Origin of the sequence: Streptomyces musisoli, assembly GCF_016741855.1 — a bacterium.
Lineage (GTDB): Bacteria > Actinomycetota > Actinomycetes > Streptomycetales > Streptomycetaceae > Streptomyces > Streptomyces musisoli.
The window spans coordinates 420,304-444,813 of record NZ_JAERRH010000003.1; the positions used below are offsets into that span (position 1 = coordinate 420,304).

Consider the following 24,510-nt stretch of genomic DNA (forward strand, 5'->3'; position numbering starts at 1 on the left):
GAGCACGTCATGCAGATGACCCCCGAGCAGCTCGTCGAGGAGTACCGGGACACCGTCCTGGAGCTTCACCTCACCCGGCGCCGGCTCGCTGCCCTGGAGGCCGAGAACGCCTCTCTGAGGGCCCAGCTCGCCCCGGCCGAGGAGCAGGGCCACAGCCACCCGCACGACGCGGAGGACGGCCACACGCACGGCTCCTGACGCAAGCCCCCGGCCTCGGGAGTTCCTGGGTGTGGTTCGCTCTGGGGCCGGGTCTTCTTAAATTCCATCACCCTGTACTACAGGGGCGGTTACCGTCCATCCATGAGCATCGCGAAGCTCTTCGAGGGGCTGTATCCAGGTGCGCGCCGCTTCGCGCACACCGCCATGGAGGCGTACACCAAGGGGGACCAGGAGGTCTTCCTGCTCCATGCAGGGATCAGCATCGAGCGCCTCGCCAAGGCCGTGCTAGCCCAGCGAAGCCCTCTGCTCCTCATGGAGCTGAAGGGGAGCGAAGATGTGCTCTTCCAGTTCGCGGGGCTGGAAGAGCCACACCGCGTCAGAACCATCGGGGCTGCCGCAGCAATCAAGAGGTGCCAGAGGCTGGACCTCCTTCCTACGGTCAGGGACGACCCCGCCATCGAGCTGATAGAGCTACGGAATCAGGTAGCCCACCTCGTCCTCCAGGACGACGATTCGTTTGACGCCCTCGCGGTGTTCGCCAGGACCACCAACAGTCTTCTGTCCTCCTCCGGCCTCTCTGAGCTTCGGCACTGGGATAAGTGGGCGGACATGATTGAGCTGACCCTGAACAACGCCCTGGAGAAGGCCGTACGCGACTTCCAGCGCAAGGTCGCAGCAGCGCGATACCACCTGGAAGGGCGGTTCGCCGGGATGCCCTCCAGCTCCTTGGATGCTTTTGTGATGGCCATGTCGTTCACTTGGCCCCGGGTTTACACCGCGACCCGCGAGATCCATATGCCGCAGGAGTGCCCGGCATGTTCCAACCTGGGAAGGGCCATCTTCGGCCGCATCCTGCTGGTGAAGCGGGACCAGCCCGCCCAGTCCCGCCCGGAAGGGTTCTCTTGCCAAGTTTGTGGACTGATGCTCTGGACGCTCGAAGAGCTGGAAGCGGCGAACATGGCGGACCTGGTGCCTCTGGTGACAGAGGAGGGCGCACACCTCCTCTCCAAAGCCCAAGAGTTCACGTGGCACGCGGATCTCAATGACCTCCCCGCTGCTCCACCGGTACTCGAAGTGGACGTAGTCGAGTAGCCCCCCCTCGAAGGCCCCGGCTCCCCGAGCCGGGGCTTTCGCATGCCCAGACCGCGCCGGACCTTCCTGCGCACACCCCCGCGAGGAGGTCCCCTTGTTGATCCCTGAGCTGCTCAGACTCGCCGCAGCCGAGGACACGGGCCCTGACGTCGGCAAGCTGATAGGCCAGTTCGCCCAGTACGGCGTCGTCGGCCTGATTGTCGTCCTGCTGATCGTCGGCGTCATCGTCCCGAAGTACGTCATGAACAACCTCATGGCCGAGAAGAACAGTTGGCGTGAGGCGTTCGAGAAGGAACGTGCGGCCCACGAGCTGACGCGGCAGCAGCTCGCCAAGGCCGAGGAGCGCGGGGACGTCGCGATCGAGCAGGGCAAGACCCTGACCGCGCTGCTCACGGGGCTCGGTCACCGCCCGGAACTGCACGGGAGCGCCTGATCATGTGGCCCTTCACCCGACAGACGCAGGTGTCTCCCGAGGCGGAGACCGCGAAGAGGGCCGCCGAGAAGTCCCTCCATGATGCGCAGGCTCACCTCCCCGTGGTGGAGGCCAAGCTCAACGAGAGCCGCCGGGTGAAGGAGCAGCTCAGCGCCCACAACAGAGCCAACCGGTACAGCGACTGGATCGAGGCCGTCGTCCTGGGCCGACTCAGCGACGGCTGACGCAAGGAGGCTCGATGCTCTACACCCTCGCCCTGTACATCCTCCTGGGCGTCGGCCTGGCCGCCTCGGCCGGGTTTCTCGTCCTGCACCACCCCCGGCACCCCTTCCGGATCACCGAGATCAACTCTTCGGGCTGGGTCATCATCATCGGCCTGATCTACGCCCGGTCGCTCGTGCTGCTGGGAATCCGCGGCAGCACTCCTCACGGTCCGTGGTGGGACACCGGCCTCTCGATCGGCCTCCTGGCGGCCACCACGGCCGTTCTCCTGATCCGGTTCGTCTCCTACCTCCGGTACCTCCGGGACCACCCCGAGGACCCGCCCACAGTCTCCTGAGCCGTCCCCCAAGCCGCCCCCTCCGGTCTCATCCCCCCGCCGGAGGGGCTTTTTCATGCCCGCCAGAACCCGAGGAGCCCCGCATGAAGCTCGTGACCCGGACCCAGCTCGGATGGGCCGCCTCGGCCGCTCCGACCCAGACCTCCACCAAGGGCGTGAAGGTCCACTACGAGGGGACCAAGGTCTCCACCAAGCTCCTCGCGGACCATGCCGCGTGCATCGCGGAGTGGCAGGCCATCCGCAAGAGCCACCTGGCCAACCCGAAGGAGCACTACGCCGATATCGCGTACAACTACGGCGCCTGCCCTCACGGCTATCTCCTGGAGGGCCGGGGCATCGGCAAGCGCACCGGGGCCAACGGCAACCAGCCCCTGAACGTTGCGCACTACGCGATCGTGGGCCTTGTGGGCTCCTCCGGCCTGACCGAGCCCACGGACGCCATGCTCGGCGCGATCCGGGACGGCATCGAGCTGCTCCGCCAGCACGGGGCCGGGGACGAGATCCTGGGCCACCGTGACGGCTACGCCACCTCGTGCCCCGGCGGCCCGCTCTACGCCTGGGTGAAGAAGGGCGCTCCCCGCCCCAAGGGCACTGAGCCGGCCAACCTCCCGGTGAAGCAGTACGAGCCCTTCCCCGGGGCGGCCTGGTTCTCCATGGGCCGGAAGAGCCCGATCGTGGCCCGCATGCACGACCGTCTGGTGGCCGTCGGCTGCAACCGGTACAAGAGCAGCGCGAACAAGGACGCCATCGGCTCCGGCGACAAGGCCTCGTACGAGGCCTTCCAGCGCAAGCTGGGCTTCACCGGCTCGGCGGCCACCTGGCCTCCGGGGCCCACCTCCTGGGCCGAACTCAAGGTCCCCAAGGCCTGAACAGACGTGTCTCTGGCAGGACACCAGCGCCCCCGGTCTCCCTCGCGGAGATCGGGGGCGCTCTTCTCGTTTCCCTGATAAGAATCCCGGTGTGGATGCAGGACTCGCGGCCGTCCTCGGTGCGGCCATCGGTGGTGGCTTAGCCGCACTTACGGCTGTCGTAACGAGCTTCTTCACCCTGCGGGTGGCCCGGCTCCAGCTCAAGGCCCAGGAGTCGGAGGCAGCACGTCAGCGGCGCTTCGACAGCCTTCGAGAGCGGCGGGAGCCCCGCGCGAAGGCGTACGCCGACTTTCTGAACGGTGCGGAACACTTCGTCGAACTAGTCGTCCAAGGCCAACCCGCTGAGGCCCTCATGGCGCAGGTCGACGAGATGTCGAAGCTGCAATCAACGGTTCAGATCTGGGGACCACCGACAGTTGCCGCTGCGGCTGCCTGGGCTGTCAAGGGAGCGATCAGGGCCACGGGACGCATTCACCACGAGGAAAACGTGTCCCGCATGCCCATGGCGGCAGAGACGAACAGTCTCATCGCCAAGTTCATAGAGGCAGCCCGAGCCGCCATCGAAGAGGAAGTCACGGAGCAGCAGCGCACCGCCTGAGGATCAGACCAGCGGGATGTCGAACTCCACCACGGTGGTGTCGCCCCGGCGGACGATCGGTGAGGCCACCTCCACGACCCGGCCGTCCTGGGCGATGTGGCGCCGCGTGTAGCGGAGCACCGGGACGCCGGAGCCGATCTTCAGCGTCTTGGCCTCCTGCTCGGTCGGCATGCCGCAGGTGAAGGATTCCTTGATCAGGGTGACCCGGATCCCCAGGGTGGCCAACTGGGCCTGTGTGCCGCCCGGCCAGGGCTCGTGGATCGGGTCCGCCACCGGCGTCCCCTCCACGTCGCTCCAGCGCACGTACGAGGTGCTCATCTGGTGGGGCTGGTCGTTGTCGAAGAAGACGAAGTGGCGGGCCAACAGCGGCTCCCCACCTCGCACTCGAAGAGGGACGCCAGCTCCGGCGTGGCCTCCACCCGCTCGAACTTCTTGTCCAAGCGGTACTCGCTCCAGCCGATCTGCTGGTCCCGGGTGAACGGCGTGGACGGGACCCCGAGCTTGTTCCGGTACCGGTCGGAGGTCAGCCGGTGGATCGGAGGCCGCTCACGAACGCGGGTCCCCGCACGGGCCCTTGTCTCGATCAGGCCCTCATTCCGCAGCAGGGCAAGGGCGTTGCGGATCGTCGTCTCAGAGACCTCGTACGCCTCGGCCAGTGCCGGGAGCGTCGGGATCTGATCTCCGATCCGGTACTCCCCGGAGTTGATGCGATTCCGCAGGTCGGCAGCGATGCGCAGGTACCCCGGCTGTTCCATGCCCCACCACCGTTTCGAGTGATCGCCACCATTCTGCGCACACATATTGCCCGCCGGAGCTTGACCTGCGCCAACCCCGCCCGCCAATCTGTGCAACAGATAAGGGCTATCTGATACACAGAAAGCCACGAATCCGGGGGACAAGCATGTCCGAATCGGGACAGACGTGGCGCCGAGTGCTTGAGGCGCATCCAGCCGAGGCCCGCCTGGTGCGCCGGTGGGTCGGCAGTCGGTTAGAGCACCCGGACGCGCCCCAGGTCGCCAACGAGCTGTTCGTCTCGGTACTCGCCAGCGGCAGTCCCGTGATCGACATGACGCTCTCCACGGCGGGCCAGCGCGCCCGGATCACGGCGGCCGGCGCGGTCGAGCTGAAGCTCCACCACAGCCACGGTCCCGGCTTCCACATCGTCAGCGGCCTCTCGTCCCTCTCCGGCCTGAACACCGACGGACAGGGACTGTGGGCCCAGCTCACCCTGAAGGACGAGACGTGAGAGCGATCATCAAGGCGGCGGAGTGGACGCTCGGGCCCGAGACGGCCGAGGGCGCCCCCAAGGAGCCGCTGTACGAGGCCGAGTGCACGAGGTGCATGGAGCAGTCGGGCGCCACCGAGGGGGAGCGCCTCCCCGCCGAGGTCTGGGCCCTGAAGCACACGGGCGCCAACCCGACCCACCGGACCTACCGAGCGATCATCACGAGCTTCTGGCGGGTCGAGCCCGCCGAGGGCAACCCGTACCGCGAGCTGGAGGCGCGATGACCAAGGAGTACGAGCAGGCGTACAAGGCCCTCTACGACCACGCCCTGACCTGTCCGGACTGCCCGGAGAACTGTGCCGTGGGAGCCGCCCTGCGCAAGGCCCTGAGGGAGGCGCGATGACCCTCTGCACCAGCGGCGAGCACGAGTTCCCGGTCGAGGACGAGACCGGGGCCTACTGCCAGGAGCACGGCGTGACCCTGCTGTGGAACCCGACGGACTTCGCCTGGGACGACCTGCTCTCCGAGCCCGGCTTCCCTCGCCGTGCTCAGGAGTCCACTCCCGGCGCTACGCCCTCGGGTTCGTGAGGAGTGCCGTGCACAGCAGCGCCTTCCTCTGGCTGAGCGAGCTGTCCGACGAGCAGGCGTACGAGTTCCTGGACGAGGTGATCCAGGCGGCCCATGACGCCGGGACCCACACCGCCTTCCTCCACACGCTCGATGTCCTCGTAGGCCAGTACGCGCCCAGCCCGACGCTCCCTCACGGGGTCATGCCCTAGCGGCTCCCCCAGGCCTCGTGAGGTCGAGAGGAGCCCCGGCCGCCCGTGCGGTCGGGGCTCTGGTCAGAGTCAGAGAACGATGATCGTGCCGTCGTTCGCCATCTTCGCGTTCCACGGGAGGTTCGAACCGTCGAGATCGTTGACCGACCCGGTCCAGGCGGGGGCGATGGGCCAAGCGGCTCCGCCCTCTTGAACGTATTGCTGGGCATACATCGTGGACGGGTTGGCGACCGTGATCAGACACCTGTCCGGGAATACAGAACTGAACCCGACATGCACGTAGGCAGTCGGGCTTTCGTCCTGTGCAGCGGTGGCAATTGAGGCCACGTTGGACTTATTCGCATTGCCGTCATTCCAGCTATCCGCGCACGCCTGGAGAGACTCACTCTCCGAGCCCATGACGTCGACCTTGCCGTCCCCGGAGGCGGACGCCGCGGTGCCCTCACTACCTGCCTGAACTGCGACGAGGCTTCCTACAGCGCCAGCAGCGACGACGCCCAGGGCGATGGCGGCGGCCTTCTTCCGGGGTGACATCACCCGCCAGAAACCCGACTTCTTCGGGCCCTCCGGAGGTTGCTCAGGGCGCGCGGGGATACCCGGTGGATTCGTTAAAGACATGAGCCGAATGCTAGGGGTAAGCCCCTATGCCGTTCCATCCATTCTCGGCAATACGAGGGATATCTGCGCACATACAGATGGTGCCCAGTACCTCCCGATAGCCTGATCCGCCAACCCTCGCCCTGCCCACCCCGAGGCGAGCCGGCCCGCCCTTCCTGCGGACCTTGATCAGCGGGGCCCCGAGGCCGGAAACCCTCAAGTAGATGTTCTCTAAGGAAAGAGTGGTGGGCCACCTTCAGGACGTCGACCCCGGCCAGGTCGGCCGCCGCCGGGGACCGCAGCAACGCCTGCTGGGCGGGCGGTTCGAGGTCTCCGAGGAGCAGCAGACGCAGCCCGGCGGTGCGCACGAGCAGCGCGACGCTGGCGTCGTTCGGGCCCTCCGGTTCGAAGAAGGCACCCGGCGGGGCAGGGGGTACCGGAGCGGGGAAGGGCAGTCGCGGCCGCGGGCCCTGCGGCGGTGGCCACAGCACCCGCCAGGTGAGCGGTCCGGTGCGCCGTTCCTCTCCCGCGACGGCCGTCGTGACCGGGATGTGCCGTTCGGCCGCCTGGCGTCGGACGAACTCCGCCTGGTCCGCCGGCTCCGCGAACCCCGTCGTCTCGATCGCGGCCACCGAGCGGCCCCGCAGGACGCCCGGCAGCCCCGCCACATGGTCGGCGTGGAAGTGCGTGAGGACGAGCAGGGGCACGCGGGTGATGCCCAGCCGCCGCAGGCAGTCGTCGACCAGCGCCGGATCGGGACCGGCGTCCACGACCACCCCGGCTCCCTCGCCCGCCGCCAGCACGGTCGCGTCGCCCTGCCCGACATCGCACATCGCGAACCGCCAGCCCGGCGGCGGCCAGCCCGTGATCACCCGGGTCAGCGGTGCCGGCCGCGTCACCAGCAGCACGACCAGCACCCCGAGCAGACCGCACCACCCCGGGTGCCGCAGCAGCCTCCGCCCGGCCAGTACCACGGCCACGGTGAGCGCCGCGAGCGCGAGCGCACCCGACCAGCTCCCCGGCCAGTCCACTCCCGCGCCGGGCAGCCCCGCCCCGGCCCGGGCGACCCCTGCGATCCACCCGGCCGGCCAACCGGCGCACCAGGCCGGCAGCTTGGCCACCGGCATCGCCACCGGCGCCGACGCGAGCGCCGCGAACCCCAGCACCGTCGCCGGTGCCACCGCCACCTCGGCCAGCAGGTTGCACGGCACCGCCACCAGGCTCACCCGGGCCGACAGCACCGCCACCACCGGCGCGCACACGGCCTGCGCTGCGGCAGCCGCCGCCAGTGCCTCGGCGAGCCGCGGCGGCACCCGGCGCCGCCGCAACGCCTCGCTCCAGCCGGGTGCGAGCACCAGCAGCGCGCCGGTGGCCAGCACCGAGAGCAGGAAGCCGTAACTGCGGGCCAGCCACGGGTCGTACAGCACCAGCAGCAGGACGGCCGTGGCCAGCGCCGGGACCAGGGACCTGCGGCGGCCGGTGGCCAGGGCGAGCAGCGCGACCGTGCCGCAGGCCGCGGCCCGCAGCACGCTGGGGTCGGGCCGGCAGACGATCACGAAGCCCAGCGTCAGCGCTCCCGCGACCAGGGCCGTCACGCGTAGGGAGAGCCCCAGGCGCGGGGCCAGGCCACGGCGCTCGGCCCGTTGGGCCAGGCCGGGCGGGCCGATGAGCAACGCGAGCAGGACGGTGAGGTTGCTGCCGGAGACGGCGAGCGTGTGCGCCAGGTCCGTCTCCTCGAAGGCGTGGTCCAGTTCGGGAGTGATCCGCGAGGTGTCCCCGACGACCAGCCCTGGAAGCAGGGCCCGGGCGTCTTCCGGCAGGTCGTCGGTCGCCTCCCGCAGCCCGGCCCTGAGACGCCCCGCCAGTCGTTGCGGCCCGCTCGGCCCGGCCACGATCCGGGGCCCCGGCCGGCCCCGCACCCGCAGCACGGCCGCCGTCCGCTCACCGCCCGTCGAAGCCGGTGCCAGCCGTCCGCCGACCCGCAGCCGCGTGGACGGCAGCAGCCCGAGCCATGCGGCTCGCCCACCCGGTCCCCGCTGCGCGGCGCCGGCCGGCGACGGGCCGGGACGCCGGTCCTGCCCGGCATCGCCTTCCGGGGCCGGAACGTCCGCGTCGACGATCATCAGCACGGGCGTCCGGGTCCGGGCTCGTGTCCCGTCGGCCTCCTCCACGTTCCGCACCTCGGCCCGCACCAGCACCGCGACGGGCGCTGCGTGATCGCCACGCACCCGTGGCCTGCTCAGCCAGGGATCGCCGCTCACCTCGACCTCGGCGGTCACGGTCGTGAACCGCCGGGCCAGCTCGGGCACCGGCCCGCGCCTGACGTCAGCCCCGTGCAGCCCGGCCGAGACGGCTGCCGCCGCGGTACAGAGCAGCATCGCGGCGACGGTGGCGGGCGCCCAGCGGAACCGGCCGTACACCCACCCGGCCCGCCCTGTCCGCCCGTCCCGCACGGCCTGCCCGCCCCGAACGACCTGCCCATCCCGAACGGCCTGCCCGTCCCGAACGACCTGCCCGCCCCGCCCGTCCCGAACGGCCTGCCCGTCCCGCAGGGCCTGTCCGCCTCGCCCGTCCCGAACGACCTGCCCACCCTTCCCGGCGGCCTGCCCACCCCTCTCGGCCTGCCCACCCGTCTCGGCCTGCCGCATCCGCCCAGCCCACCCCGTCCACCCGGTCGACCCGGTCGACGCGGTCCCCGCGGACCGTCCGGTCCACTCGGACCGTCCCGGTCTCCCCACCGCCAGCAGGAGGATTCCGCCGACCAGGCAGACGACGGCCGTTCCCGCGGTCCAGGCCACGGGTGCGTCCAGGGTCACGGCCGCCGTGCCCCAGGCCGCGAGCGCGGGCGGTACCAGGCGCAGGTCCATCGGGCCGGTCCGGCCGGTGGACGCGGTCCCGCCCCGCTCGGGCTCGGCGCGCGGTGCGGCCTCGTCGAGCCCGCGGCTCATGGCCGTACCAGGTCGCGCAGATCGGTGAACCGGCGGTCACCGATGCCGTTGACTTCGCGCAGTTCGTCCACCGAGCGGAAACCGCCGTGCCGGGTGCGGTAGTCGATGATGTGCCGGGCCAGTACCGGCCCGACTCCGGGCAGGGTGTCGAGCTGGTCCTCGGTGGCCGTGTTGAGGGATACGGGCGCCGCCCGGCCCGTGCCGGCGGCGCCGGAGAGCGGCCCGGCCGGTGCGCCGGGAGGGGCGGCGGAACCCGCGGGGGCGCCGACGACGACCTGTTCGCCGTCGACCAGGAAGCGGGCACGGTTGAGTCCTTCGGTGCTCACGCCCGGCCGGACCCCGCCCGCGGCGCGCAATGCGTCGGCCACCCGGGCACCGGCCGGCAGCCGCCGGATCCCGGGCTCGCGGACCTTGCCGCTGACGTCCACGACGATCTCCGTGCCGGGTGTCGCCTGCGTGCCCGCGGCCGCTCCGGCCGTCGCCGCCTCGGTCTTCCTGGCGAACGGCGTCTGGGCCCGGACCACTTGGGGAGCGCTCACGGACTGGGGCCGGCCCGCCCAGAAGTGCTGCACGGCGAAGACGGCGGCGGCCACCAGCACCACGGCGAGCGCCGCGACCGCGCGCCGCTCCACTCCGTACCGCGCCTGGAGCCACACCGGCATCCGCTCCCGCAGCGCCAGCCCGGCACGCACCCGCCAGCCGGCGGCCCCGGTCTCCACCCGCCCTTCCGGTTCCGGAGGCCCTCCCGCCCCCTCCAGTTCCTCAAGCGCTTGCGACCCGTTGGGCCCTTCCGGCCCGTCCGGCTGCCGCACACCGACCGGTTCGGGCTCCGCGAAACCGCCCGGCACCGGCGCCGGCATCGGCACCGACACCGGCGCCCTCACCGCCGCCGGCGACGGCCCCGTGTTCGCGGGCTCTTCCGGATCCGGCGGCGCGTTGCCCGACTCGCGCCACCGCGCGGCCCGTTCACCGAAGAGGAGTTCCGCCCGGCGGCGCAGTTCCTCCGCGGGCGCGGGCGGGCGATGGTGGGCACGGCCGTGTTCGAGGGTGCGGCGGTGTTCGAGGGTGCGGCGGTGTCGGATGCGGCCGTCGGAAGCGGGGCCCCGGCCGGGGCCGCTGGTCGGGGTCGCGGTACGCGAACGGGATCGAAGTGCCATGCGACGAGGATGGGTCATCCCGCCGCGCGGCGATGATCTTGGCGAATTCCCGTGGACTACCGGCCGGTTGTGGAAAACTCCGCCACCCGCACGGGTGAATCCGGCCGGCCTCCGGCAGCCAAGTGCCAGGCGGGGCCCGGTGTTCGGGGGTCAGCGAGGCGAGACGACCGTGCCCAGCAGTCCGGGGCCGGTGTGTGCTCCGATCACCGCTCCGACCTCGCTGACATGCAGGTCGGCGAGGCCCGGGACGCGTGTCCGCAGCCGGTCGGCGAGGGCGGCGGCCCGCTCGGGGGCGGCCAGGTGGTGGACGGCGATGTCGACCTCCGCGCCGCCCGCACGCTCGGCGGCGAGCTCTTCCAGGCGCGCGATCGCCCTGGACGCCGTACGGACCTTTTCGAGCAGCTCGATACGGCCGCCGTCCAGCTGGAGCAGGGGTTTGACGGCGAGCGCGGAACCCAGCAGCGCCTGGGCGGCGCCGATGCGGCCGCCGCGGCGCAGATAGTCGAGGGTGTCGACGTAGAAGTAGGCGGACGTGCCCGCGGCCCGCTTCTCGGCGGCCGTGACGGCTTCGTCGATCGTGCCGCCCGACTCCGCGGTCTCGGCGGCGGCGAGCGCGCAGAAGCCGAGCGCCATCGCGACCATGCCGGTGTCCACGACCCGCACGGGCACCGGTGCCTCGCGCGCCGCGAGGACCGCCGCGTCGTAGGTGCCGGACAGTTCGGCGGACAGGTGCAGGGAGACGATGCCGGTGGCGCCGGACTCGGCGACCCTGCGGTAGGTCTCCGCGAAGACCTGCGGGCTGGGCCGCGAGGTGGTGACCGAGCGGCGCTTCTGCAGTGCCTGGGCCAGGGACCGGGTGGAGATCTCGGTGCCCTCTTCGAGGGCTCGGTCGCCGAGGACCACGGTCAGCGGGACCGCGGTGATGCCATGGTGCTCCATCGTCCGGGGCGGCAGGTAGGCCGTTGAATCGGTGACGATCGCGACATGGCGGGACATGAGCTGGAGGTTACCTGGCGTAGCGCTCACGCGGCAGCCCGGCCCCGGTGGTGCGGGCCTGGAGCGGCACGCTCATCCGGTGCTCTCGGGGCGGGGCTTCTTCTGCCACGGGTGGGCGGGGCGCCAAGACGGCGGGTCGATGGCGTCGGGAGCGGGCTGCGCGGCGGCGCGGGCCCCGTCCGTCCTCTGCCGGGCCCGCCCCGTGGCAGGGCCGTCGGCGGGGGCGGACGCGTCAGACCACTCCGGGTCCGCCTGGCCGGGCTCGCTGCGCGTCCAGTGACGCAGGGCGCCCGCCTCGATGTCGATCTGGGCACTGAGGCTGTCCAGATCGTCGTCGGAGAAGCGGCGGGCCCGGTCGCGGGCGGCCCAGCGCAGGGAGTCGGCGGACCTGGTGATGCGCTCGGTGCGGCTGCGCAGTTCGGGCAGGCGGGTGGCGAGCGTGGCCCGGTCCGGCTCGGACTCCAGACGCTTGAGGTCGTCGTCCAGCTCGTGTCCGTGCACGCTGAGCCGCTCGAAGAGGCCGATGGACTCCTTCAGCGACTCGTCCTCGGCCACGCCCGCGTGCAGCGCGTCCTGCGTGGCACGCATGGAGGTGCGCAGCGCGAGCCGCAGCTGGGCGATCTCACCGGCCGGCCCGAACTGCGTGAAGGACTTGGCGCGCAGGGTGTGGTCCTCGACCGTGCGGCGCGCCTGCGCGATGGTCCGGTCCACTCCGCGCTTGGCGGCGCCGACCGCCCTGACGGTGGCGTAGGCGGCCAGGCCGACGAAGACGAGGAAGAGCAGGGCGAACACGGTCAGCACTACTTCCATGGCGCTCCTCCTCCGGCCGTACGGCAGCAGCCGCTGTGCTCTCCACGGTAAACGCAGCGGACAGGCCCGGAGTTCCGGAAGAACCCCGAACCTGCCCGTAGGGGACTACCCCGAGGCCGGTGGCACCCGGCATGCGGTGATCACGCGGGAACGATGTTCACCAGCTTGGGCGCACGCACGATCACCTTGCGGATGCCCGCGCCGCCCAGGGCCGCGACGACCTTCTCGTCGGCCAGCGCCACCTTCTCCAGCTCCTCCTCGGAGATGGCGGGCGGCACCTCCAGGCGGGCCTTGACCTTGCCCTTGATCTGCACGACGCAGGTTACGGTCTCGTCGACGACGTAGGCGGGGTCGGCGACCGGGAAGTCCCGGTGGACGACCGAGTCGGTGTGCCCCAGCTTGCGCCACAGCTCCTCGGCGATGTGCGGGGCCAGCGGGGCGACCATCAGCACCAGCGGCTCGGCCACGGACCGCGGCACCGCACCGCCGGCCTTGGTCAGGTGGTTGTTCAGCTCGGTGACCTTGGCGATGGCGGTGTTGAAGCGCAGGCCCTCCAGGTCCTGGCGCACGCCGTCGATCGCCTTGTGCAGGGCGCGCAGGGTCTCCTCGTCGGGCTCGGCGTCGGTGGCGGTGACCTCGCCGGTGTTCTCGTCGACGATGTTGCGCCACAGCCGCTGCAGCAGCCGGAACTGGCCGACCACCGCGCGCGTGTCCCACGGCCGGGAGACGTCCAGGGGGCCCATGGCCATCTCGTACAGGCGCAGCGTGTCGGCGCCGTACTCGGCGGCGATCTCGTCCGGAGTCACCGCGTTCTTCAGGGACTTGCCCATCTTGCCCAGCAGGCGGGTGACCTTCTCGCCCTGGTGGTAGTAGGCGCCGTCGCGCTCCTCCACCTCGGCGGCCGGGACCGCGATGCCACGGCTGTCGCGGTAGACGTAGGCCTGGATCATGCCCTGGTTGAACAGCTTGTGGAACGGCTCCGCGGAGGAGACGTGGCCCAGGTCGAACAGGACCTTGGACCAGAAGCGCGCGTACAGCAGGTGCAGCACGGCGTGCTCGGCGCCGCCGACGTACAGGTCGACACCGCCGTGCGGACGGCCCTCGCGCGGGCCCATCCAGTACTGCTCGATCTCCGGGTCGACCAGCTTGCGGTCGTTGTGCGGGTCCAGGTAGCGGAACTCGTACCAGCAGGAACCGGCCCAGTTGGGCATGGTGTTGGTCTCGCGGCGGTACTTCCTGGGGCCGTCGCCCAGGTCCAGGGTGACGTTGACCCATTCCTCGTTGCGCGACAGCGGCGTCTCGGGCTGGGTGTCGGCGTCGTCCGGGTCGAAGGTGCGCGGGCTGTAGTCCTCGACCTCGGGCAGCTCCAGCGGCAGCATCGACTCGGGCAGCGCGTGGGCGACGCCGTCCTCGTCGTAGACGATCGGGAAGGGCTCGCCCCAGTAGCGCTGGCGGCTGAACAGCCAGTCGCGCAGCCGGAAGTTGACGGTGCCCTCGCCGATGCCCTTGCGCGCCAGCCACTCGGTGATGCGCGCCTTGGCGTCGACCACGCCCAGGCCGTTCAGCTTCACACCGTCGCCGTCGGAGTTGACGATCTTCGCGTCGTAGGAGACGAAGGCGTCGTCCCAGGTGGACGGGTCGGTGCCGCGGCCGTCGGTCGGCTCGACCACGCAGCGGATCGGCAGCTCGAAGGCGCGCGCGAACGCGAAGTCGCGGGTGTCGTGGCCCGGAACGGCCATGATCGCGCCGGTGCCGTAGCCCATCAGGACGTAGTCGGCGATGAAGACGGGGACCGGCTCGCCGTTGACCGGGTTGGTCGCGAACGCGCCGGTGAAGACGCCGGTCTTGTCCTTGGCCTCGGCCTGCCGTTCGACGTCGGACTTCGAGGCGGCCTGCGCGCGGTAGGCGGCGACGGCCTCGGCCGGGGTGGCGTGACCGCCGGTCCACACCTCGTGCGTGCCCTCGGGCCACGCCTCGGGGGTGAACTTCTCGACCAGCGGGTGCTCGGGGGCCAGCACCATGTAGGTCGCGCCGAACAGGGTGTCCGGGCGGGTGGTGAAGACCGTGATGCGCTCGCCGTCGATCGGGAAGTCGACGCGGGCGCCCTCGCTGCGGCCGATCCAGTTGCGCTGCTGCAGCTTGATGGCCTCGGGCCAGTCCAGCTCCTCCAGGTCCTCCAGCAGCCGGTCGGCGTAGGCGGTGATGCGCATGTTCCACTGGCGCAGCTTGGCCTTGAAGACCGGGTAGTTGCCGCGCTCGGAACGGCCTTCGGCGGTGACCTCCTCGTTGGCCAGCACGGTGCCCAGGCCGGGGCACCAGTTGACGGGCGCGTCGGAGGCGTAGGCCAGGCGGTACTCGCCCAGGACCTCGGCGCGCTCGGCGGCGGTCAGCTCGTTCCAGGTGCGTCCGTGGTCACCGCGTACGGCACGCTCGCCGCTCTCGAACTGGGCGACCAGCTCGGAGATCGGGCGGGCCTTCCCCGCCTCGTCGTCGTACCAGGAGTTGAAGATCTGCAGGAAGATCCACTGGGTCCACTTGTAGTACTCCGGGTCGATCGTGGCGAACGACCGGCGCTTGTCGTGGCCCAGGCCCAGCCGGCGCAGCTGGGACTTCATGTTCTCGATGTTGGCCTCGGTGGACACGCGCGGGTGCGTGCCGGTCTGCACGGCGTACTGCTCGGCGGGCAGGCCGAAGGCGTCGAAGCCCAGGGTGTGCAGGACGTTGTGCCCGGTCATGCGCTGGAACCGGGCGTAGACGTCGGTGGCGATGTAGCCCAGCGGGTGGCCGACGTGCAGGCCCGCACCGGAGGGGTACGGGAACATGTCCATGATGAACTTCTTGGGCCGGGCGGCCAGCTCGGGATCACCCGCCAGGTCGCCCTCGGGGTTCGGCGCCGCGTAGGTGTTGTCGGCGTCCCAGAAGTCCTGCCAGCGTGCCTCGATGTCGGCTGCCATGGCGGCCGTGTAGCGGTGCGGGGCGGCCTCCGCCGACGTAGCAGCGGCGGCAGCGGGGTTCGTCTCGCTCATGATCCTCAAAGCTCCATCGATCGTCTCTGCCTGCGGAAATGAAAAATCCCCTCGCACAGGAGGGGACGCCGCGCCGATGCCGACCTCACGGTCTGACCGGGGTCGGTACTGATCAGCGCGGCCCGCTAAGCAGAAGGCGTACGGCACGCATGGCGCTAGGGTACCGCAGCCCTTGAGCAAGCCGCGACGCGCTTCCGTATCCCTGATGGACATGTCATGAAGCCCGCCCGGAACTGAACAGAGGTCAGTAATTACTTCGCGTACCGTCCCCTAAGGGACACGCCGCAATCAGATTGTGCGTTGATAACAACGCAATAACGCAAACCCTCGTACTGATCGGTATGACGCCACTTAGAGTGCGGCAGCGGGACCGCTTTCCCGGAACTGCTCGGAGTGCCCCCATGAACCCTCGTCGTAGTACCAGCTCGCTCCCCAAACCCGGCCGCTCGGCCTATGGGGTGGCATCGGCTGTCGTCCTGCTGCTCATACCCGTCGTCGTGCTGGTCGGAGGCAACCAGTTCCGCGACTTCCTGAACTTCGGCGCGGGCGTGCTGTCCCTCGTCTCGCTGAGCTGCTCGGTGATCTGGGGCCTGTTCGCCCAGGACCGGATCTTCCTGAACACACGCCAGCGGATCGTGGGCCAGGCGGTGCACCGGACGACCGCGGTCGCCTCGATCGCGTTCCTGCTGCTGCACATCACCACGAAGATCGCGCTCGGCCACACCGAGCTGATCGCCGCGGTCATCCCGTTCTCGCTCGGCGTCTCCGGCATCGGCGGCCTGATCGGCCTGGGCTCGCTGGCGGGCCTGCTGATGATCTTCGTGGGGGTCACCGGTGCCCTGCGCAGCAACTTCGCCACGCCCGCCCCGGTGGCCGCCCGCTGGCGGGCCATGCACATGCTGGCCTATCCGGCCTGGTGCGCGGCGCTGCTGCACGGCCTCTACGCGGGTCGCACGGCGAAACCGATCTTCGTGATCCTCTACAGCCTCTCCCTGCTCGGCGTGATGGGGGCCCTCGCGCTGCGCGCCGCGCCGCGTCCGGTCAAGCGCAAGGTCGCCGACCGGCTGGTGGCCCTGTTCGGCAGCTCCGAGCGGGCCGTGCTCGACGATCTGGACGCCAGCCGCTCCCGGGTGGCCGAGTCGGCGCCGGCCGGCTTCGGGGGCCGGCGGGAGCCGAGGGCGACGGCCGCCGGAACGGCGGCTTCCCCGCTCTACCAGACCCCGGTCGCCCCGGCCCCCGAGCCGGCCTCCGGCTTCGCGGCGGCCTACCGCGCGGTGAACACGCCGGGCCGCCCGCAGCAGTCGTTCGGAGGCGACCAGACGGCCCGCATGGACCTGCCGCTGGATCTCCAGCCCACGGAGGCCATCCCGCGCATGGACGGCCCCTCCAGCACCTCGGGCAGCTGGCCGGTCCCGTCCCCGCCCCCGGTCGGCGAGGCACCGCCGTCCGCGTACGACCCGCTCCAGGACACCGGATACAACATCCCCGCCTATGGCAATCCGGGCGCCGCCGGATATGGCGGAAGTGACGTGTACGACACCCGTGAGACAAACGGCTTCTACGGCACGTACAACGCGAGTGACACGTTCAACAGCGGTCCCGCCACCGAAACGCTGCCCGGCTCCTCCTACGAGGCGCCGGGTTCGGGCGAACCTTGGAACATGCCTTCCGGAGGCTTTAAGTGAACGAGGCCCTGCCCGACGTCCCAGAAGTCCGCGTGGTCGGACTTCCCCAGCTCACGTCGGGCTTCGACCTTGTGGAGCGGCTCGATCTGCCGATGCACCTGAAGGTGCACGGGCCGCTCGACCCGCTGGGCGGCGAGCAGCTCGCCCAGCTCGCCGAAGCCATCAACCTCAAGGGCCGCGGCGGCGCCGGCTTCCCCTTCCACAAGAAGCTGCGCTCGGTCGCCGAGTCCGCGATCAAGCGCGGGGTGCGGCCGGTCGTCGTGGTCAACGGCAGCGAGGACGAACCGGCATGCCGCAAGGACACGGTGCTGATCAACCGGGCCCCGCACCTCATCCTGGACGGCGCGCTGCTGTGCGCCGAGGCGCTCGGCGCGCGCACCCTGGTCATCGGCGTCACCCGGGAGTCCACGCAGCGCTCCATGGAGGCCGCGCTCGCCGAACGCGGGCTGAGCAACAGCCGTAGATCGGCGCTGCGCGCGTGGGTGCAGCGCAATCCGGTGCGCATGGTCACCGGTGCCGCCGCCTCGCTGATCCGCTCGATCGACGGCGGCCCGGCGGTCCCGCCCGGCCGCAAGATCAGTGCCTCGCAGAGCGGGGTCGGCGGCGCGCCGACCCTGCTGTCGAACGCGGAGACGTTCGCGCAGCTGGCCATCGCCGCCCGCATCGGCCCCGAGCGGTACGGCAACACGGGGCTGTACGACGAACCGGGCACCGTGATGCTCACCGTGTCCGGCGCCGTCGCCCGCCCGATGGTGATCGAGGTGCCCACGGGTGTGCCGCTGCGCTACGTGCTCCAGCTGGCCGGCGCCCCGCCGGTGCCGCAGGGCGTGCTGACCGGCGGCTACCACGGCAAGTGGATCGACGCGGCGACCGTCAACGAGGCGATCGTCTCCCGCAACTCGCTCGACGCCGTGGGCGGTTCGCTCGGCGCGGGCGCCATCCTGCCGATCAGCCAGGACACGTGCCCGCTGGGCGAGTCGCTGCGGGTGGCGCAGTGGCTGGCCGAGGAGAGCGCCGGCCAGTGCGGGCCCTGCTACCTCGGACTGCCCGCCGCCGCGCGCGGGATGGAGGACATCCTGAACGGCGGCGGGCCGGCCGCCCTGGAGGCGCTGAAGCAGGTCGCGAAGAACGTGAAGCGGCGCGGTGCCTGTTCGCACCCGGACGGCTCGGCGATGTTCCTGGAGTCGACCATCAAGGCGTTCACCGACGATCTGGCCGCCCATGTCCTCGGGAACGGCTGCGGACGGCCCGTGGAGGGCGTTCTGCCGCTCTTCGAGGACGGCAAGGCGCCCACGGGCATCCCCGGTGGCGGTGAGCCCGCGGAGACCGGCGCCAGCCGCCAGAAGATCTACGTCGACTGGACGCTGTGCCGGGGCCACGGACTGTGCGCGGACATCCTTCCGGAGGTGTTCGAGCTCGGCGCCGACGGCTTCCCGACCGTCGCCCAGGCCCAGGTGCCGCGCTACGCGGAGGCGAAGGCGCTGCGCGCGGTGCGCCGCTGCCCGGCGCTCGCCCTGCGCCTCGAGGAGGACACGCGCGGGCAGGCGCCGTCGCGCAACCTGCCGGTCCTCTCCCAGGGGCGCGGGAGGCGCGCGCTCGGCCGCTGAGCCCACGCGGAGGGCGGGCCACCCGGCTCGGGTGACCCGCCCCTTCGTTCCCCACGTCTTCCTTCACAACACGCCGAAGGCGGACCATCCATCGGGATGATCCGCCTTCGATTTCTGTGGAGCTAAGGAGAATTGAACTCCTGACCTCCTGCATGCCATGCAGGCGCTCTACCAACTGAGCTATAGCCCCTTGTTTTGTTGTTTCGCCCGGTTCCCCCGGCGACGTCGTAAACATTACAGGCCCGAGGACGTAGCACCAAATCGGTTTCGGCTTCGAACCGATACGGCCGCTAATGTCGGCTTCATGACCATGATCGCGCCGCCCGCAGCCCACCGCCGGATCGCGGTCGCCCTCGGGGTGTGCCTCGTGTCGTTCACGGCGTTCTGGGCAGCTCAGCAGGCCGCGCACGTGTCGATGATCGACCTGATGGTCTACCGGGCCGAGGGCGCCGCCGTGCGCGCCGGCGGCGACCTGTACGCCCTGCGTGCGACGGCGGCGCACCTGCCGACCACCTACCCGCCGTTCGCGGCCCTGCTGTTCGCCCCGCTGTCCCTGCCTAACCCCGCGCTGCTGCGCACGCTGGCGACGGCCGGCAATCTCGCGCTGCTGGTGATGCTCGTACGGCTGTCGCTGAAACTCGTCGGCCACGCGCGCGTGGAGACCGTCTTCTGGGTCGCGGCGCCGGCCGTGTGGTGCGAGCCGGTGTGGACGACCCTGCGCTACGGCCAGATCAACCTGCTGCTGGCCGTCCTGGTGCTGTGGGACCTGACCCGCCGCCCCGCCGGCGGGTACGACCGCTGGTCGGGGGTGGGTCTCGGGCTGGCCACGGCGGTCAAGCTGACGCCCGCGCTGTTCCCGATGTTCCTGCTCGCCACCGGCCTCGCGGACCGCCGTGGGGGCGGGGGCGGCGAACCGTGGCTGCGGCACGCGCGCGGGGCGGCCGTCGTGTTCGCCGGGGCGACTGTGCTGGCGGCGGCCGTCCTGCCGTACGACTCCTGGCGGTTCTGGACGGGCATGGTCTTTCGCGCGAGCCGGGTCGGGCGGGCCGAGGACACCGCCAACCAGGCCCTGCGCGGCATCCTGGCCCGGTTTCTGCACACGCCCGACCCGGGGGCCCTCTGGGCCGTCTGCACGGCCGGGGTGGCCGCCTTGGGCCTCGCGGTGGCCGTGCGGGCGGAGTTGCGGGAGCGGCGGGCCTGGGCGGTGTGCGCCTGTGCGGTCACCGCGCTGCTGATCAGCCCGGTGTCGTGGACCCACCACTGGGTGTGGTGCGTGCCGCTGGTGCTGCTGCTGTGGTCGCGCGGACACCGGGCGGCCGCCCTCGGCGCCCTGCTGGTCTTCTGCTCGTACGTCCCCTGGTGGGTGCCGCACGGGACCGGCCGGCCCGAACTGCGCCTGGCGGGCGCGGACTTGCTCCTGTCGGCCGCCTATGGAGGGATCGGCGGGCTTTTCCTCGCGCTGGCCCGGACATCGTTGCCGACGCCCGCACCGGACGTGGTCCGCGTCAAGCCGTCACGAACTGGTAGAACCTCTTGAGCGTGCAGTGCTCCTCCAGGAGCCGGCCGTAGATCGGCTCGCCCTCCAGTTCGCGGTACGTCTCGATCGGGTCGCCTTTTATGATCAGCGCCCGCGCGCATTCCTCGCACCAGTACTGGTAATCGGGATTGATCGGCTCCATGTCACGGACGATCGGCGTTCCGCTCCCGCACCAGTCGCACTTTCGCCTGTGTGCACCCATTGATCAGCTCCAGCTGTGGCCGCAGGCCGTGCACACGTAGGAGATTCCGCCATTGTCGCCGAGAACTTGCGCCACATGCGCGGAACCGCAGGAAGGGCAGCTCAGCCGGGTGGTCGTGTCCCGTATCAACGCCGCACCGAGGAGGTGGCCGCCCTCCTCAAGGATGCTCGCAGGCATCGCTACTCCCTCCCGTCGGGCCGCGCCCCCTTCCGGCCGTTTGATTCTGCCACGACCGGGCCAATACGGTCAGCGACGCCTCAGTACCAGTCCGGACACGGCTCCCACCGCAGCGGTTCCGGCCAGGGCCCAGGCGCATACGGAGAACGCCTCCGCGGAGGTATACGGCCGCAGCGGGCCGAACGACTCAAGCCGGTTCAGGAACAGTGTGCCGAAAGACGCCACACCGATCAGCTGGCCGAGTTGCGCGACCGTCGCCAGCAGGCCGCTGGCGTCCGCCGCGTCCTCGGGCCGCACGGTGGCCAGCGCCCCGGTGAGCGTCGGACTGAAGGCGAGCGCCAGCCCGGCACCCGTGCCCGCGTACCCCGCGTACAGCACCGCTCCCCCGTCGCCGCCGCCGTGGAGGGCGAGTCCCACGACGGCGACGGACACCGCGGTGAGCGTGAACCCGGCCGGAGCGAGGGCCCGCTGCCAGGCGGCCGGCCACTTCCGCCAGGTGAGGCTGACCGCGCCGAAGACGACGGCGGTCGGCCCGAAGCTGAGCCCGGCCCGCAGGGCGCTGTAGCCGAGGCCGCCCTGGATGTGCAGGGTCAGCGCGAAGAGGAAGCCGGCGTTGACCGACATCACGGCGAGGATCCGGAACACGGCCCCGCCGACGCCCGGGTGCCGCAGCACCCGGGGCGTGATGAGCGGGGCGCCGCCCCGCCGGGCCAGCCGGGCCTGGTAGCCGCAGAACACGGTGAACAGCACCGCGGCACCCGCCAGCGACAGCCAGGACCACAGCGGCCAGTCCTCCTCCTGCCCGAGCACCAGCGGCACGGTCAGCAGCGACACGGCGGCACCGAGCAATACCAGTCCGGGCAGGTCCAGTGCCCGGGTCCGCTCCCGCCCGCCCGCACCGCCCAGCGGCAGGACCCGCGGGCCCAGCACGAGCAGCACGGCGCCCACCGGCACGTTGACCAGGAACACCGGCCGCCAGCCGGCGCCGAACAGGTCGGCGCTGACCAGCGTGCCGCCGACGACCTGGCCGGCCGCGGCGCCGACGGCCAGGACCGCCGAGTAGGCGCCGAGCGCCCGCGCCCGGGCCTCTCCGGTGAAGGAGCGCTGGATGAGGCTGAGCACCTGCGGGATCATCAGCGCCGAGCCCGCGCCCTGCACCAGCCGGAACACGATCAGCTCGGTCGACCCTTGCGCCAGCCCGCAGGCGAGCGAGGCCACGGTGAACAGGACCAGTCCGGCGAGGTGGACCCGGCCGTGACCGAGCCGGTCGCCGAGCCGGGCTCCCGTGATCAGCAGGACGGAGTAGGTGATGGTGTAGCCGGCGATCACGAGCTGGAGGTCGGCGCCGGAGGCGTGCAGGTCGGAGCCGATCGCGGGGGCCGCGACATTCACGATGAAGACGTCGAGGGCGGCCATGAACAGGGCGGCCAGCAGCACGGCGAGCAGCAGGCGGGACCGATTGTCGGTGGCGGGTGCTTCACTGTGTGTGACGGACGGAGCGGCTGAACGAGCGGCCGGTGCGTCACTGTCAGTGGTGGGTGGTTCACTGGTCGCAGGTTTCGGGGCCGGCTCGGTGCCCGGCCCGCGCCGGGATGTCGTCGTCATGCCGTCGAGCGTGACGACGGACCGGTACCGGTGCCGAGTGCCCGTCGATGCTGGTACTGCCAGCACCTGGCAGGGGCGGGACCGGACGCCGACGATGGAGACGGGGACGACGGGGGTTGACGATGGGGACGAGGACACAGCGGCGCAGGCCGGAGCTGGCCGCCTTTCTGCGCGGCAGGCGGGCCCGGGTCACACCGGCCGACGTGGGGATGCCGCCGGGCCTGCGGCGGCGCACGCCCGGACTGCGCCGGGAGGAGGTCGCGCAGCTCTCGGGTGTGGGCGTGACCTGGTACACGTGGCTGGAGCAGGGCCGGCCGATCAACGCCTCGCCGCAGGTGCTGGACGCGGTCGCGCGCACGCTGCGGCTCGACCCGCCGGAGCGTGAACACCTGTACCGGCTGGCGGAGGTGCCCTTCCAGGCGGATCCCGAGGGCCTGATCCGGAAGATCAGCCCGCAGGTGCAGGGCATCGTCGACGCCCTCGACCCGCTGCTGGCGGTGGTCTACAACTCGCGGTACGACGTCCTGGCGAACAACGCGGCCTACCGGGACCTGTTCCTGGTGCCCGAGGCTCCGGACACCGGCCTGCCGAACGTGCTGTGGACGCTGTTCACGCTGCCGGAGGGGATCTGTCCGCTGGTGAACCGGGAGGAGGAGCTGCCGCTGATGGTGGCGACCCTGCGATCCTCCTACGGCAGACATGTGGGCGAGCCCACCTGGGAGGAGTACATACGCGGGCTGTCGGCGGCGAGCCCCTGGTTCGCGGAGCTGTGGGCCAGCGGTGAGGTGGTGCCTCCGGGGCCCCGGGTGAAGACCTTCCGTCACGCGGCCGTGGGCGAGCTGCGGATGACCTCGCAGTCGCTGTCGATCGACGGGATGCCGGAGTGCCGGATCGTGGCCTACAGCCCGGACGACGAGGAGGCACGGACGAAGATCGCGTTGCTGCGGCAGCGGAGGGAGTGGCTGGGGCTGCCGGTGCGCGAGACGGAGGGGGCCGGGGAGACGGTCCGCCGCTGAAAGCAGAAAATCCCGGCCCCCTCGCGGGGGACGGGATCTTCATCACCGATCTTTGACAACTCGACAGAGTGTCGATCAGTGGAGCTAAGGAGAATTGAACTCCTGACCTCCTGCATGCCATGCAGGCGCTCTACCAACTGAGCTATAGCCCCTGGCGCCACGCGGTGGAACCGCGTGTCTTGTCTCGCCCCGCTCGGCGGGGCGAACAAGAAGAACTTTAGCCTGTGACCTGCCGGAAAGTGAAATCCGGGGTCGGGGGGCCTCGGGACGGGTCAGTCGTCGTCGCCGAGGACGGGCTCCGGCAGGGTGCCCGCGTTGTGCTCCAGCAGGCGCCAGCCGCGGGCGCCTTCGCCGAGCACGGACCAGCAGCAGTTGGAGAGGCCGCCGAGGCTCTCCCAGTGCCGGGCCTCCAGGCCGAGGAGCCGGCCGATGGTGGTGCGGATGGTGCCGCCGTGACTGACGATGACCAGGGTGCCGTCCTCGGGCAGCTTCTCGGCGTGCCGCAGCACGACGGGGGCGGCCCGGTCGGCGACCTCGGTCTCCAGCTCGCCGCCGCCGCGGCGGACGGCCTCGCCGCGCTTCCAGGCGGCGTACTGCTCGCCGTGGCGGGCGATGATCTCCTCGTGCGTCAGCCCCTGCCAGACACCCGCGTAGGTCTCGCGCAGGCCCTCCTCGCGGGTGATGTCGAGGCCGGTGAGGACGGCCAGCTCGGCGGCCGTGTCAGCGGCGCGCTGCAGGTCCGAGGAGACGATCGCGTCGGGCCTCAGGGACGCGAGCAGCCGGGCGGCACGGCGGGCCTGGCCGATACCGGTCTCGGTCAGCTCGACGTCCGTGGTGCCCTGGAAGCGGCGCTCCACGTTCCACGAGGTCTGGCCGTGCCGCCACAGGATGATGCGGCGGCCCCGGCCCTTGCGGTCGGACACCTCACCGGTCGTGCTCATCACCACTCCCCGCCCGGCTCCTGGTCGGCCGCGGCGGCCTGAAGCTTGGCGTGCTCCTCGGCCTTGCCTCGGGTGGCCTTGGCGTCGGCGGGCAGGTCCAGCTCGGGGCAGTCCTTCCACAGCCGCTCCAGGGCGTAGAAGACGCGCTCCTCGCTGTGCTGGACGTGGACGACGATGTCGACGTAGTCGAGCAGCACCCAGCGGGACTCGCGGTCGCCCTCGCGGCGGACCGGCTTGACGCCGAGTTCCTTCTGCAGGCGCTCCTCGATCTCGTCGACGATGGCCTTGACCTGGCGGTCGTTCGGCGCGGACGCGAGGAGGAAGGCGTCCGTGATCGACAGGACGTCGCTCACGTCGTACGCGATCACATCGTGGGCGAGCTTGTCGGCAGCAGCCTGGGCGGCGGTGTGGATGAGCTCAAGGGAACGGTCGGTGGCGGTCACTACATGGCTTTCCGTCGGCGGTCTTTGACCTCAAGGGTCTCACGGACCG

At 71.1% G+C, this 24,510-nt stretch carries 29 protein-coding genes and 2 tRNA genes; 16 read left to right on the forward strand and 15 right to left on the reverse strand.

The genetic code is table 11. The annotated features are described in order from the left end of the window. Positions 1-9 precede the first annotated feature (9 nt). The 7 genes from JK361_RS10155 (at position 10) to JK361_RS10185 (ending at position 3,710) form a co-directional block, all read left to right on the forward strand. Positions 10-198 carry an MreC domain-containing protein gene (locus tag JK361_RS10155; RefSeq protein WP_201815401.1) on the forward strand — a complete coding sequence of 63 codons (189 nt, stop codon included), beginning with the start codon at positions 10-12 and terminating at the stop codon, positions 196-198. A gap of 102 nt (positions 199-300) precedes the next feature. Beyond that, positions 301-1,251, forward strand: coding sequence for a hypothetical protein (locus tag JK361_RS10160; RefSeq protein WP_201815402.1), 951 nt, complete (start codon positions 301-303; stop codon positions 1,249-1,251). A 94-nt stretch (positions 1,252-1,345) separates the two neighbouring features. Further along, positions 1,346-1,684: a hypothetical protein gene (locus JK361_RS10165; protein ID WP_201815403.1), complete on the forward strand. Its 339-nt coding sequence runs from the start codon at positions 1,346-1,348 to the stop codon at positions 1,682-1,684. Between the two features lie 2 nt (positions 1,685-1,686). Next, positions 1,687-1,908, forward strand: a complete 222-nt coding sequence (locus tag JK361_RS10170) for a DUF7620 family protein (protein WP_201815405.1) — start codon at positions 1,687-1,689, stop codon at positions 1,906-1,908. Between the two features lie 14 nt (positions 1,909-1,922). Further along, a complete protein-coding gene (locus JK361_RS10175; RefSeq protein WP_201815406.1) occupies positions 1,923-2,243 on the forward strand; it encodes a hypothetical protein in 321 nt (106 codons plus the stop codon). An 83-nt stretch (positions 2,244-2,326) separates the two neighbouring features. Next, complete coding sequence (locus tag JK361_RS10180; RefSeq protein ID WP_201815407.1) at positions 2,327-3,112, forward strand: peptidoglycan-binding protein; 786 nt, start codon at positions 2,327-2,329, stop codon at positions 3,110-3,112. A gap of 91 nt (positions 3,113-3,203) precedes the next feature. Continuing rightward, on the forward strand, positions 3,204-3,710 hold the full coding sequence (locus tag JK361_RS10185; RefSeq protein WP_201815408.1) for a hypothetical protein: 507 nt from the start codon (positions 3,204-3,206) through the stop codon (positions 3,708-3,710). A gap of 3 nt (positions 3,711-3,713) precedes the next feature. Here JK361_RS10185 and JK361_RS41175 read toward each other — a convergent pair whose 3' ends face one another. Beyond that, positions 3,714-4,073 carry a UTRA domain-containing protein gene (locus JK361_RS41175; RefSeq protein WP_236052723.1) on the reverse strand — a complete coding sequence of 120 codons (360 nt, stop codon included), beginning with the start codon at positions 4,071-4,073 and terminating at the stop codon, positions 3,714-3,716. After that, the gene (locus JK361_RS41180; protein ID WP_236052724.1) at positions 4,025-4,465 is read right to left on the reverse strand and encodes a GntR family transcriptional regulator; all 441 of its coding nucleotides are present in this window, start codon (positions 4,463-4,465) and stop codon (positions 4,025-4,027) included. Before JK361_RS41180 ends, JK361_RS41175 begins: the two co-directional genes overlap by 49 nt. Positions 4,466-4,611: 146 nt before the next feature. Between JK361_RS41180 and JK361_RS10195 the strand changes: the two genes are divergently transcribed. Genes JK361_RS10195 through JK361_RS10210 form a run of 5 tightly spaced genes read left to right on the forward strand, consistent with a single transcriptional unit; the run spans position 4,612 to position 5,714 of the window. After that, on the forward strand, positions 4,612-4,956 hold the full coding sequence (locus tag JK361_RS10195) for a hypothetical protein (protein WP_201815409.1): 345 nt from the start codon (positions 4,612-4,614) through the stop codon (positions 4,954-4,956). Continuing rightward, entirely contained in the window at positions 4,953-5,219 is a 267-nt protein-coding gene (locus JK361_RS10200) for a DUF7848 domain-containing protein (RefSeq protein ID WP_201815410.1), read from the forward strand. The genes JK361_RS10195 and JK361_RS10200 overlap by 4 nt, the downstream gene beginning before the upstream one ends. Continuing rightward, positions 5,216-5,338, forward strand: coding sequence for a hypothetical protein (locus JK361_RS42020; RefSeq protein ID WP_268983133.1), 123 nt, complete (start codon positions 5,216-5,218; stop codon positions 5,336-5,338). The genes JK361_RS10200 and JK361_RS42020 overlap by 4 nt, the downstream gene beginning before the upstream one ends. Then, on the forward strand, positions 5,335-5,523 hold the full coding sequence (locus JK361_RS10205; RefSeq protein ID WP_201815411.1) for a hypothetical protein: 189 nt from the start codon (positions 5,335-5,337) through the stop codon (positions 5,521-5,523). Before JK361_RS42020 ends, JK361_RS10205 begins: the two co-directional genes overlap by 4 nt. 8 nt (positions 5,524-5,531) lie before the next feature. After that, positions 5,532-5,714, forward strand: coding sequence for a hypothetical protein (locus tag JK361_RS10210; RefSeq protein ID WP_201815412.1), 183 nt, complete (start codon positions 5,532-5,534; stop codon positions 5,712-5,714). 69 nt (positions 5,715-5,783) lie between these two features. Here JK361_RS10210 and JK361_RS10215 read toward each other — a convergent pair whose 3' ends face one another. The 6 genes from JK361_RS10215 to leuS all read right to left on the reverse strand — a co-directional run bounded on the left by JK361_RS10215 (position 5,784) and on the right by leuS (position 15,248). Then, complete coding sequence (locus JK361_RS10215; protein WP_201815413.1) at positions 5,784-6,332, reverse strand: hypothetical protein; 549 nt, start codon at positions 6,330-6,332, stop codon at positions 5,784-5,786. Next, positions 6,323-9,259 (reverse strand): ComEC/Rec2 family competence protein, encoded by a 2,937-nt coding sequence (locus tag JK361_RS10220; protein WP_236052725.1) that lies wholly within the window; start codon positions 9,257-9,259, stop codon positions 6,323-6,325. Before JK361_RS10220 ends, JK361_RS10215 begins: the two co-directional genes overlap by 10 nt. Further along, complete coding sequence (locus tag JK361_RS10225; protein WP_201815414.1) at positions 9,256-10,416, reverse strand: ComEA family DNA-binding protein; 1,161 nt, start codon at positions 10,414-10,416, stop codon at positions 9,256-9,258. Before JK361_RS10225 ends, JK361_RS10220 begins: the two co-directional genes overlap by 4 nt. 150 nt (positions 10,417-10,566) lie before the next feature. Continuing rightward, positions 10,567-11,412 (reverse strand): DegV family protein, encoded by an 846-nt coding sequence (locus JK361_RS10230; protein ID WP_201815415.1) that lies wholly within the window; start codon positions 11,410-11,412, stop codon positions 10,567-10,569. Between the two features lie 72 nt (positions 11,413-11,484). Continuing rightward, positions 11,485-12,222: a hypothetical protein gene (locus JK361_RS10235; RefSeq protein WP_201815416.1), complete on the reverse strand. Its 738-nt coding sequence runs from the start codon at positions 12,220-12,222 to the stop codon at positions 11,485-11,487. A gap of 140 nt (positions 12,223-12,362) precedes the next feature. After that, positions 12,363-15,248: a leucine--tRNA ligase gene (leuS, locus tag JK361_RS10240; protein ID WP_201815417.1), complete on the reverse strand. Its 2,886-nt coding sequence runs from the start codon at positions 15,246-15,248 to the stop codon at positions 12,363-12,365. Positions 15,249-15,649: 401 nt separating this feature from the next. Between leuS and JK361_RS10245 the strand changes: the two genes are divergently transcribed. Continuing rightward, positions 15,650-16,933 carry a cytochrome b/b6 domain-containing protein gene (locus JK361_RS10245; RefSeq protein ID WP_201815418.1) on the forward strand — a complete coding sequence of 428 codons (1,284 nt, stop codon included), beginning with the start codon at positions 15,650-15,652 and terminating at the stop codon, positions 16,931-16,933. Beyond that, complete coding sequence (locus JK361_RS10250; RefSeq protein ID WP_201815419.1) at positions 16,930-18,540, forward strand: NADH-quinone oxidoreductase subunit NuoF family protein; 1,611 nt, start codon at positions 16,930-16,932, stop codon at positions 18,538-18,540. Before JK361_RS10245 ends, JK361_RS10250 begins: the two co-directional genes overlap by 4 nt. A gap of 117 nt (positions 18,541-18,657) precedes the next feature. On the opposite strand, the gene JK361_RS10255 is transcribed toward JK361_RS10250, so the two are convergent. Beyond that, positions 18,658-18,730: transfer RNA gene (locus JK361_RS10255), tRNA-Ala, on the reverse strand. Positions 18,731-18,844: 114 nt separating this feature from the next. Here JK361_RS10255 and JK361_RS10260 point away from each other — a divergent pair. Next, positions 18,845-20,077, forward strand: a complete 1,233-nt coding sequence (locus JK361_RS10260; RefSeq protein WP_201815420.1) for a glycosyltransferase 87 family protein — start codon at positions 18,845-18,847, stop codon at positions 20,075-20,077. Here the strand turns inward: JK361_RS10260 and JK361_RS10265 are convergent. The 3 genes from JK361_RS10265 to JK361_RS10275 all read right to left on the reverse strand — a co-directional run bounded on the left by JK361_RS10265 (position 20,046) and on the right by JK361_RS10275 (position 21,890). Beyond that, positions 20,046-20,279, reverse strand: coding sequence for a hypothetical protein (locus JK361_RS10265; RefSeq protein ID WP_030653820.1), 234 nt, complete (start codon positions 20,277-20,279; stop codon positions 20,046-20,048). The two genes, JK361_RS10260 and JK361_RS10265, sit on opposite strands and share 32 nt — an antisense overlap. A 3-nt stretch (positions 20,280-20,282) precedes the next feature. After that, on the reverse strand, positions 20,283-20,456 hold the full coding sequence (locus JK361_RS10270; protein WP_116151156.1) for a hypothetical protein: 174 nt from the start codon (positions 20,454-20,456) through the stop codon (positions 20,283-20,285). A gap of 69 nt (positions 20,457-20,525) precedes the next feature. Continuing rightward, entirely contained in the window at positions 20,526-21,890 is a 1,365-nt protein-coding gene (locus tag JK361_RS10275; RefSeq protein ID WP_268983139.1) for an MFS transporter, read from the reverse strand. A 293-nt stretch (positions 21,891-22,183) separates the two neighbouring features. Here JK361_RS10275 and JK361_RS10280 point away from each other — a divergent pair, with 293 nt between their 5' ends. Then, positions 22,184-23,077, forward strand: coding sequence for a helix-turn-helix transcriptional regulator (locus JK361_RS10280; protein ID WP_201815422.1), 894 nt, complete (start codon positions 22,184-22,186; stop codon positions 23,075-23,077). Positions 23,078-23,156: 79 nt separating this feature from the next. On the opposite strand, the gene JK361_RS10285 is transcribed toward JK361_RS10280, so the two are convergent. The 3 genes from JK361_RS10285 to rsfS form a co-directional block, all read right to left on the reverse strand. After that, positions 23,157-23,229, reverse strand: a tRNA-Ala gene (locus JK361_RS10285). Between the two features lie 120 nt (positions 23,230-23,349). Next, positions 23,350-24,018 (reverse strand): histidine phosphatase family protein, encoded by a 669-nt coding sequence (locus tag JK361_RS10290; protein ID WP_201815423.1) that lies wholly within the window; start codon positions 24,016-24,018, stop codon positions 23,350-23,352. Next, entirely contained in the window at positions 24,018-24,461 is a 444-nt protein-coding gene (gene rsfS / locus JK361_RS10295; RefSeq protein WP_201815424.1) for a ribosome silencing factor, read from the reverse strand. Before rsfS ends, JK361_RS10290 begins: the two co-directional genes overlap by 1 nt. Positions 24,462-24,510 lie beyond the last annotated feature (49 nt).

Coding starts and splice junctions, on each gene's coding strand:
- JK361_RS10235 (WP_201815416.1), bottom strand. CDS start 12,222: ATGGAAGTAGTGCTGACCGTGTTCGCCCTGCTCTTCCTCGTCTTCGTC.
- JK361_RS42020 (WP_268983133.1), top strand. CDS start 5,216: ATGACCAAGGAGTACGAGCAGGCGTACAAGGCCCTCTACGACCACGCC.
- JK361_RS10175 (WP_201815406.1), top strand. CDS start 1,923: ATGCTCTACACCCTCGCCCTGTACATCCTCCTGGGCGTCGGCCTGGCC.
- JK361_RS10205 (WP_201815411.1), top strand. CDS start 5,335: ATGACCCTCTGCACCAGCGGCGAGCACGAGTTCCCGGTCGAGGACGAG.
- JK361_RS10225 (WP_201815414.1), bottom strand. CDS start 10,416: ATGGCACTTCGATCCCGTTCGCGTACCGCGACCCCGACCAGCGGCCCC.
- JK361_RS10245 (WP_201815418.1), top strand. CDS start 15,650: ATGAACCCTCGTCGTAGTACCAGCTCGCTCCCCAAACCCGGCCGCTCG.
- JK361_RS10270 (WP_116151156.1), bottom strand. CDS start 20,456: ATGCCTGCGAGCATCCTTGAGGAGGGCGGCCACCTCCTCGGTGCGGCG.
- JK361_RS10170 (WP_201815405.1), top strand. CDS start 1,687: ATGTGGCCCTTCACCCGACAGACGCAGGTGTCTCCCGAGGCGGAGACC.
- JK361_RS10280 (WP_201815422.1), top strand. CDS start 22,184: ATGGGGACGAGGACACAGCGGCGCAGGCCGGAGCTGGCCGCCTTTCTG.
- JK361_RS10195 (WP_201815409.1), top strand. CDS start 4,612: ATGTCCGAATCGGGACAGACGTGGCGCCGAGTGCTTGAGGCGCATCCA.
- JK361_RS10290 (WP_201815423.1), bottom strand. CDS start 24,018: ATGAGCACGACCGGTGAGGTGTCCGACCGCAAGGGCCGGGGCCGCCGC.
- JK361_RS41180 (WP_236052724.1), bottom strand. CDS start 4,465: ATGGAACAGCCGGGGTACCTGCGCATCGCTGCCGACCTGCGGAATCGC.
- leuS (WP_201815417.1), bottom strand. CDS start 15,248: ATGAGCGAGACGAACCCCGCTGCCGCCGCTGCTACGTCGGCGGAGGCC.
- JK361_RS10230 (WP_201815415.1), bottom strand. CDS start 11,412: ATGTCCCGCCATGTCGCGATCGTCACCGATTCAACGGCCTACCTGCCG.
- JK361_RS10160 (WP_201815402.1), top strand. CDS start 301: ATGAGCATCGCGAAGCTCTTCGAGGGGCTGTATCCAGGTGCGCGCCGC.
- JK361_RS10220 (WP_236052725.1), bottom strand. CDS start 9,259: ATGAGCCGCGGGCTCGACGAGGCCGCACCGCGCGCCGAGCCCGAGCGG.
- JK361_RS10265 (WP_030653820.1), bottom strand. CDS start 20,279: ATGGGTGCACACAGGCGAAAGTGCGACTGGTGCGGGAGCGGAACGCCG.
- JK361_RS10155 (WP_201815401.1), top strand. CDS start 10: ATGCAGATGACCCCCGAGCAGCTCGTCGAGGAGTACCGGGACACCGTC.
- JK361_RS10260 (WP_201815420.1), top strand. CDS start 18,845: ATGACCATGATCGCGCCGCCCGCAGCCCACCGCCGGATCGCGGTCGCC.
- JK361_RS10215 (WP_201815413.1), bottom strand. CDS start 6,332: ATGTCTTTAACGAATCCACCGGGTATCCCCGCGCGCCCTGAGCAACCT.
- JK361_RS10180 (WP_201815407.1), top strand. CDS start 2,327: ATGAAGCTCGTGACCCGGACCCAGCTCGGATGGGCCGCCTCGGCCGCT.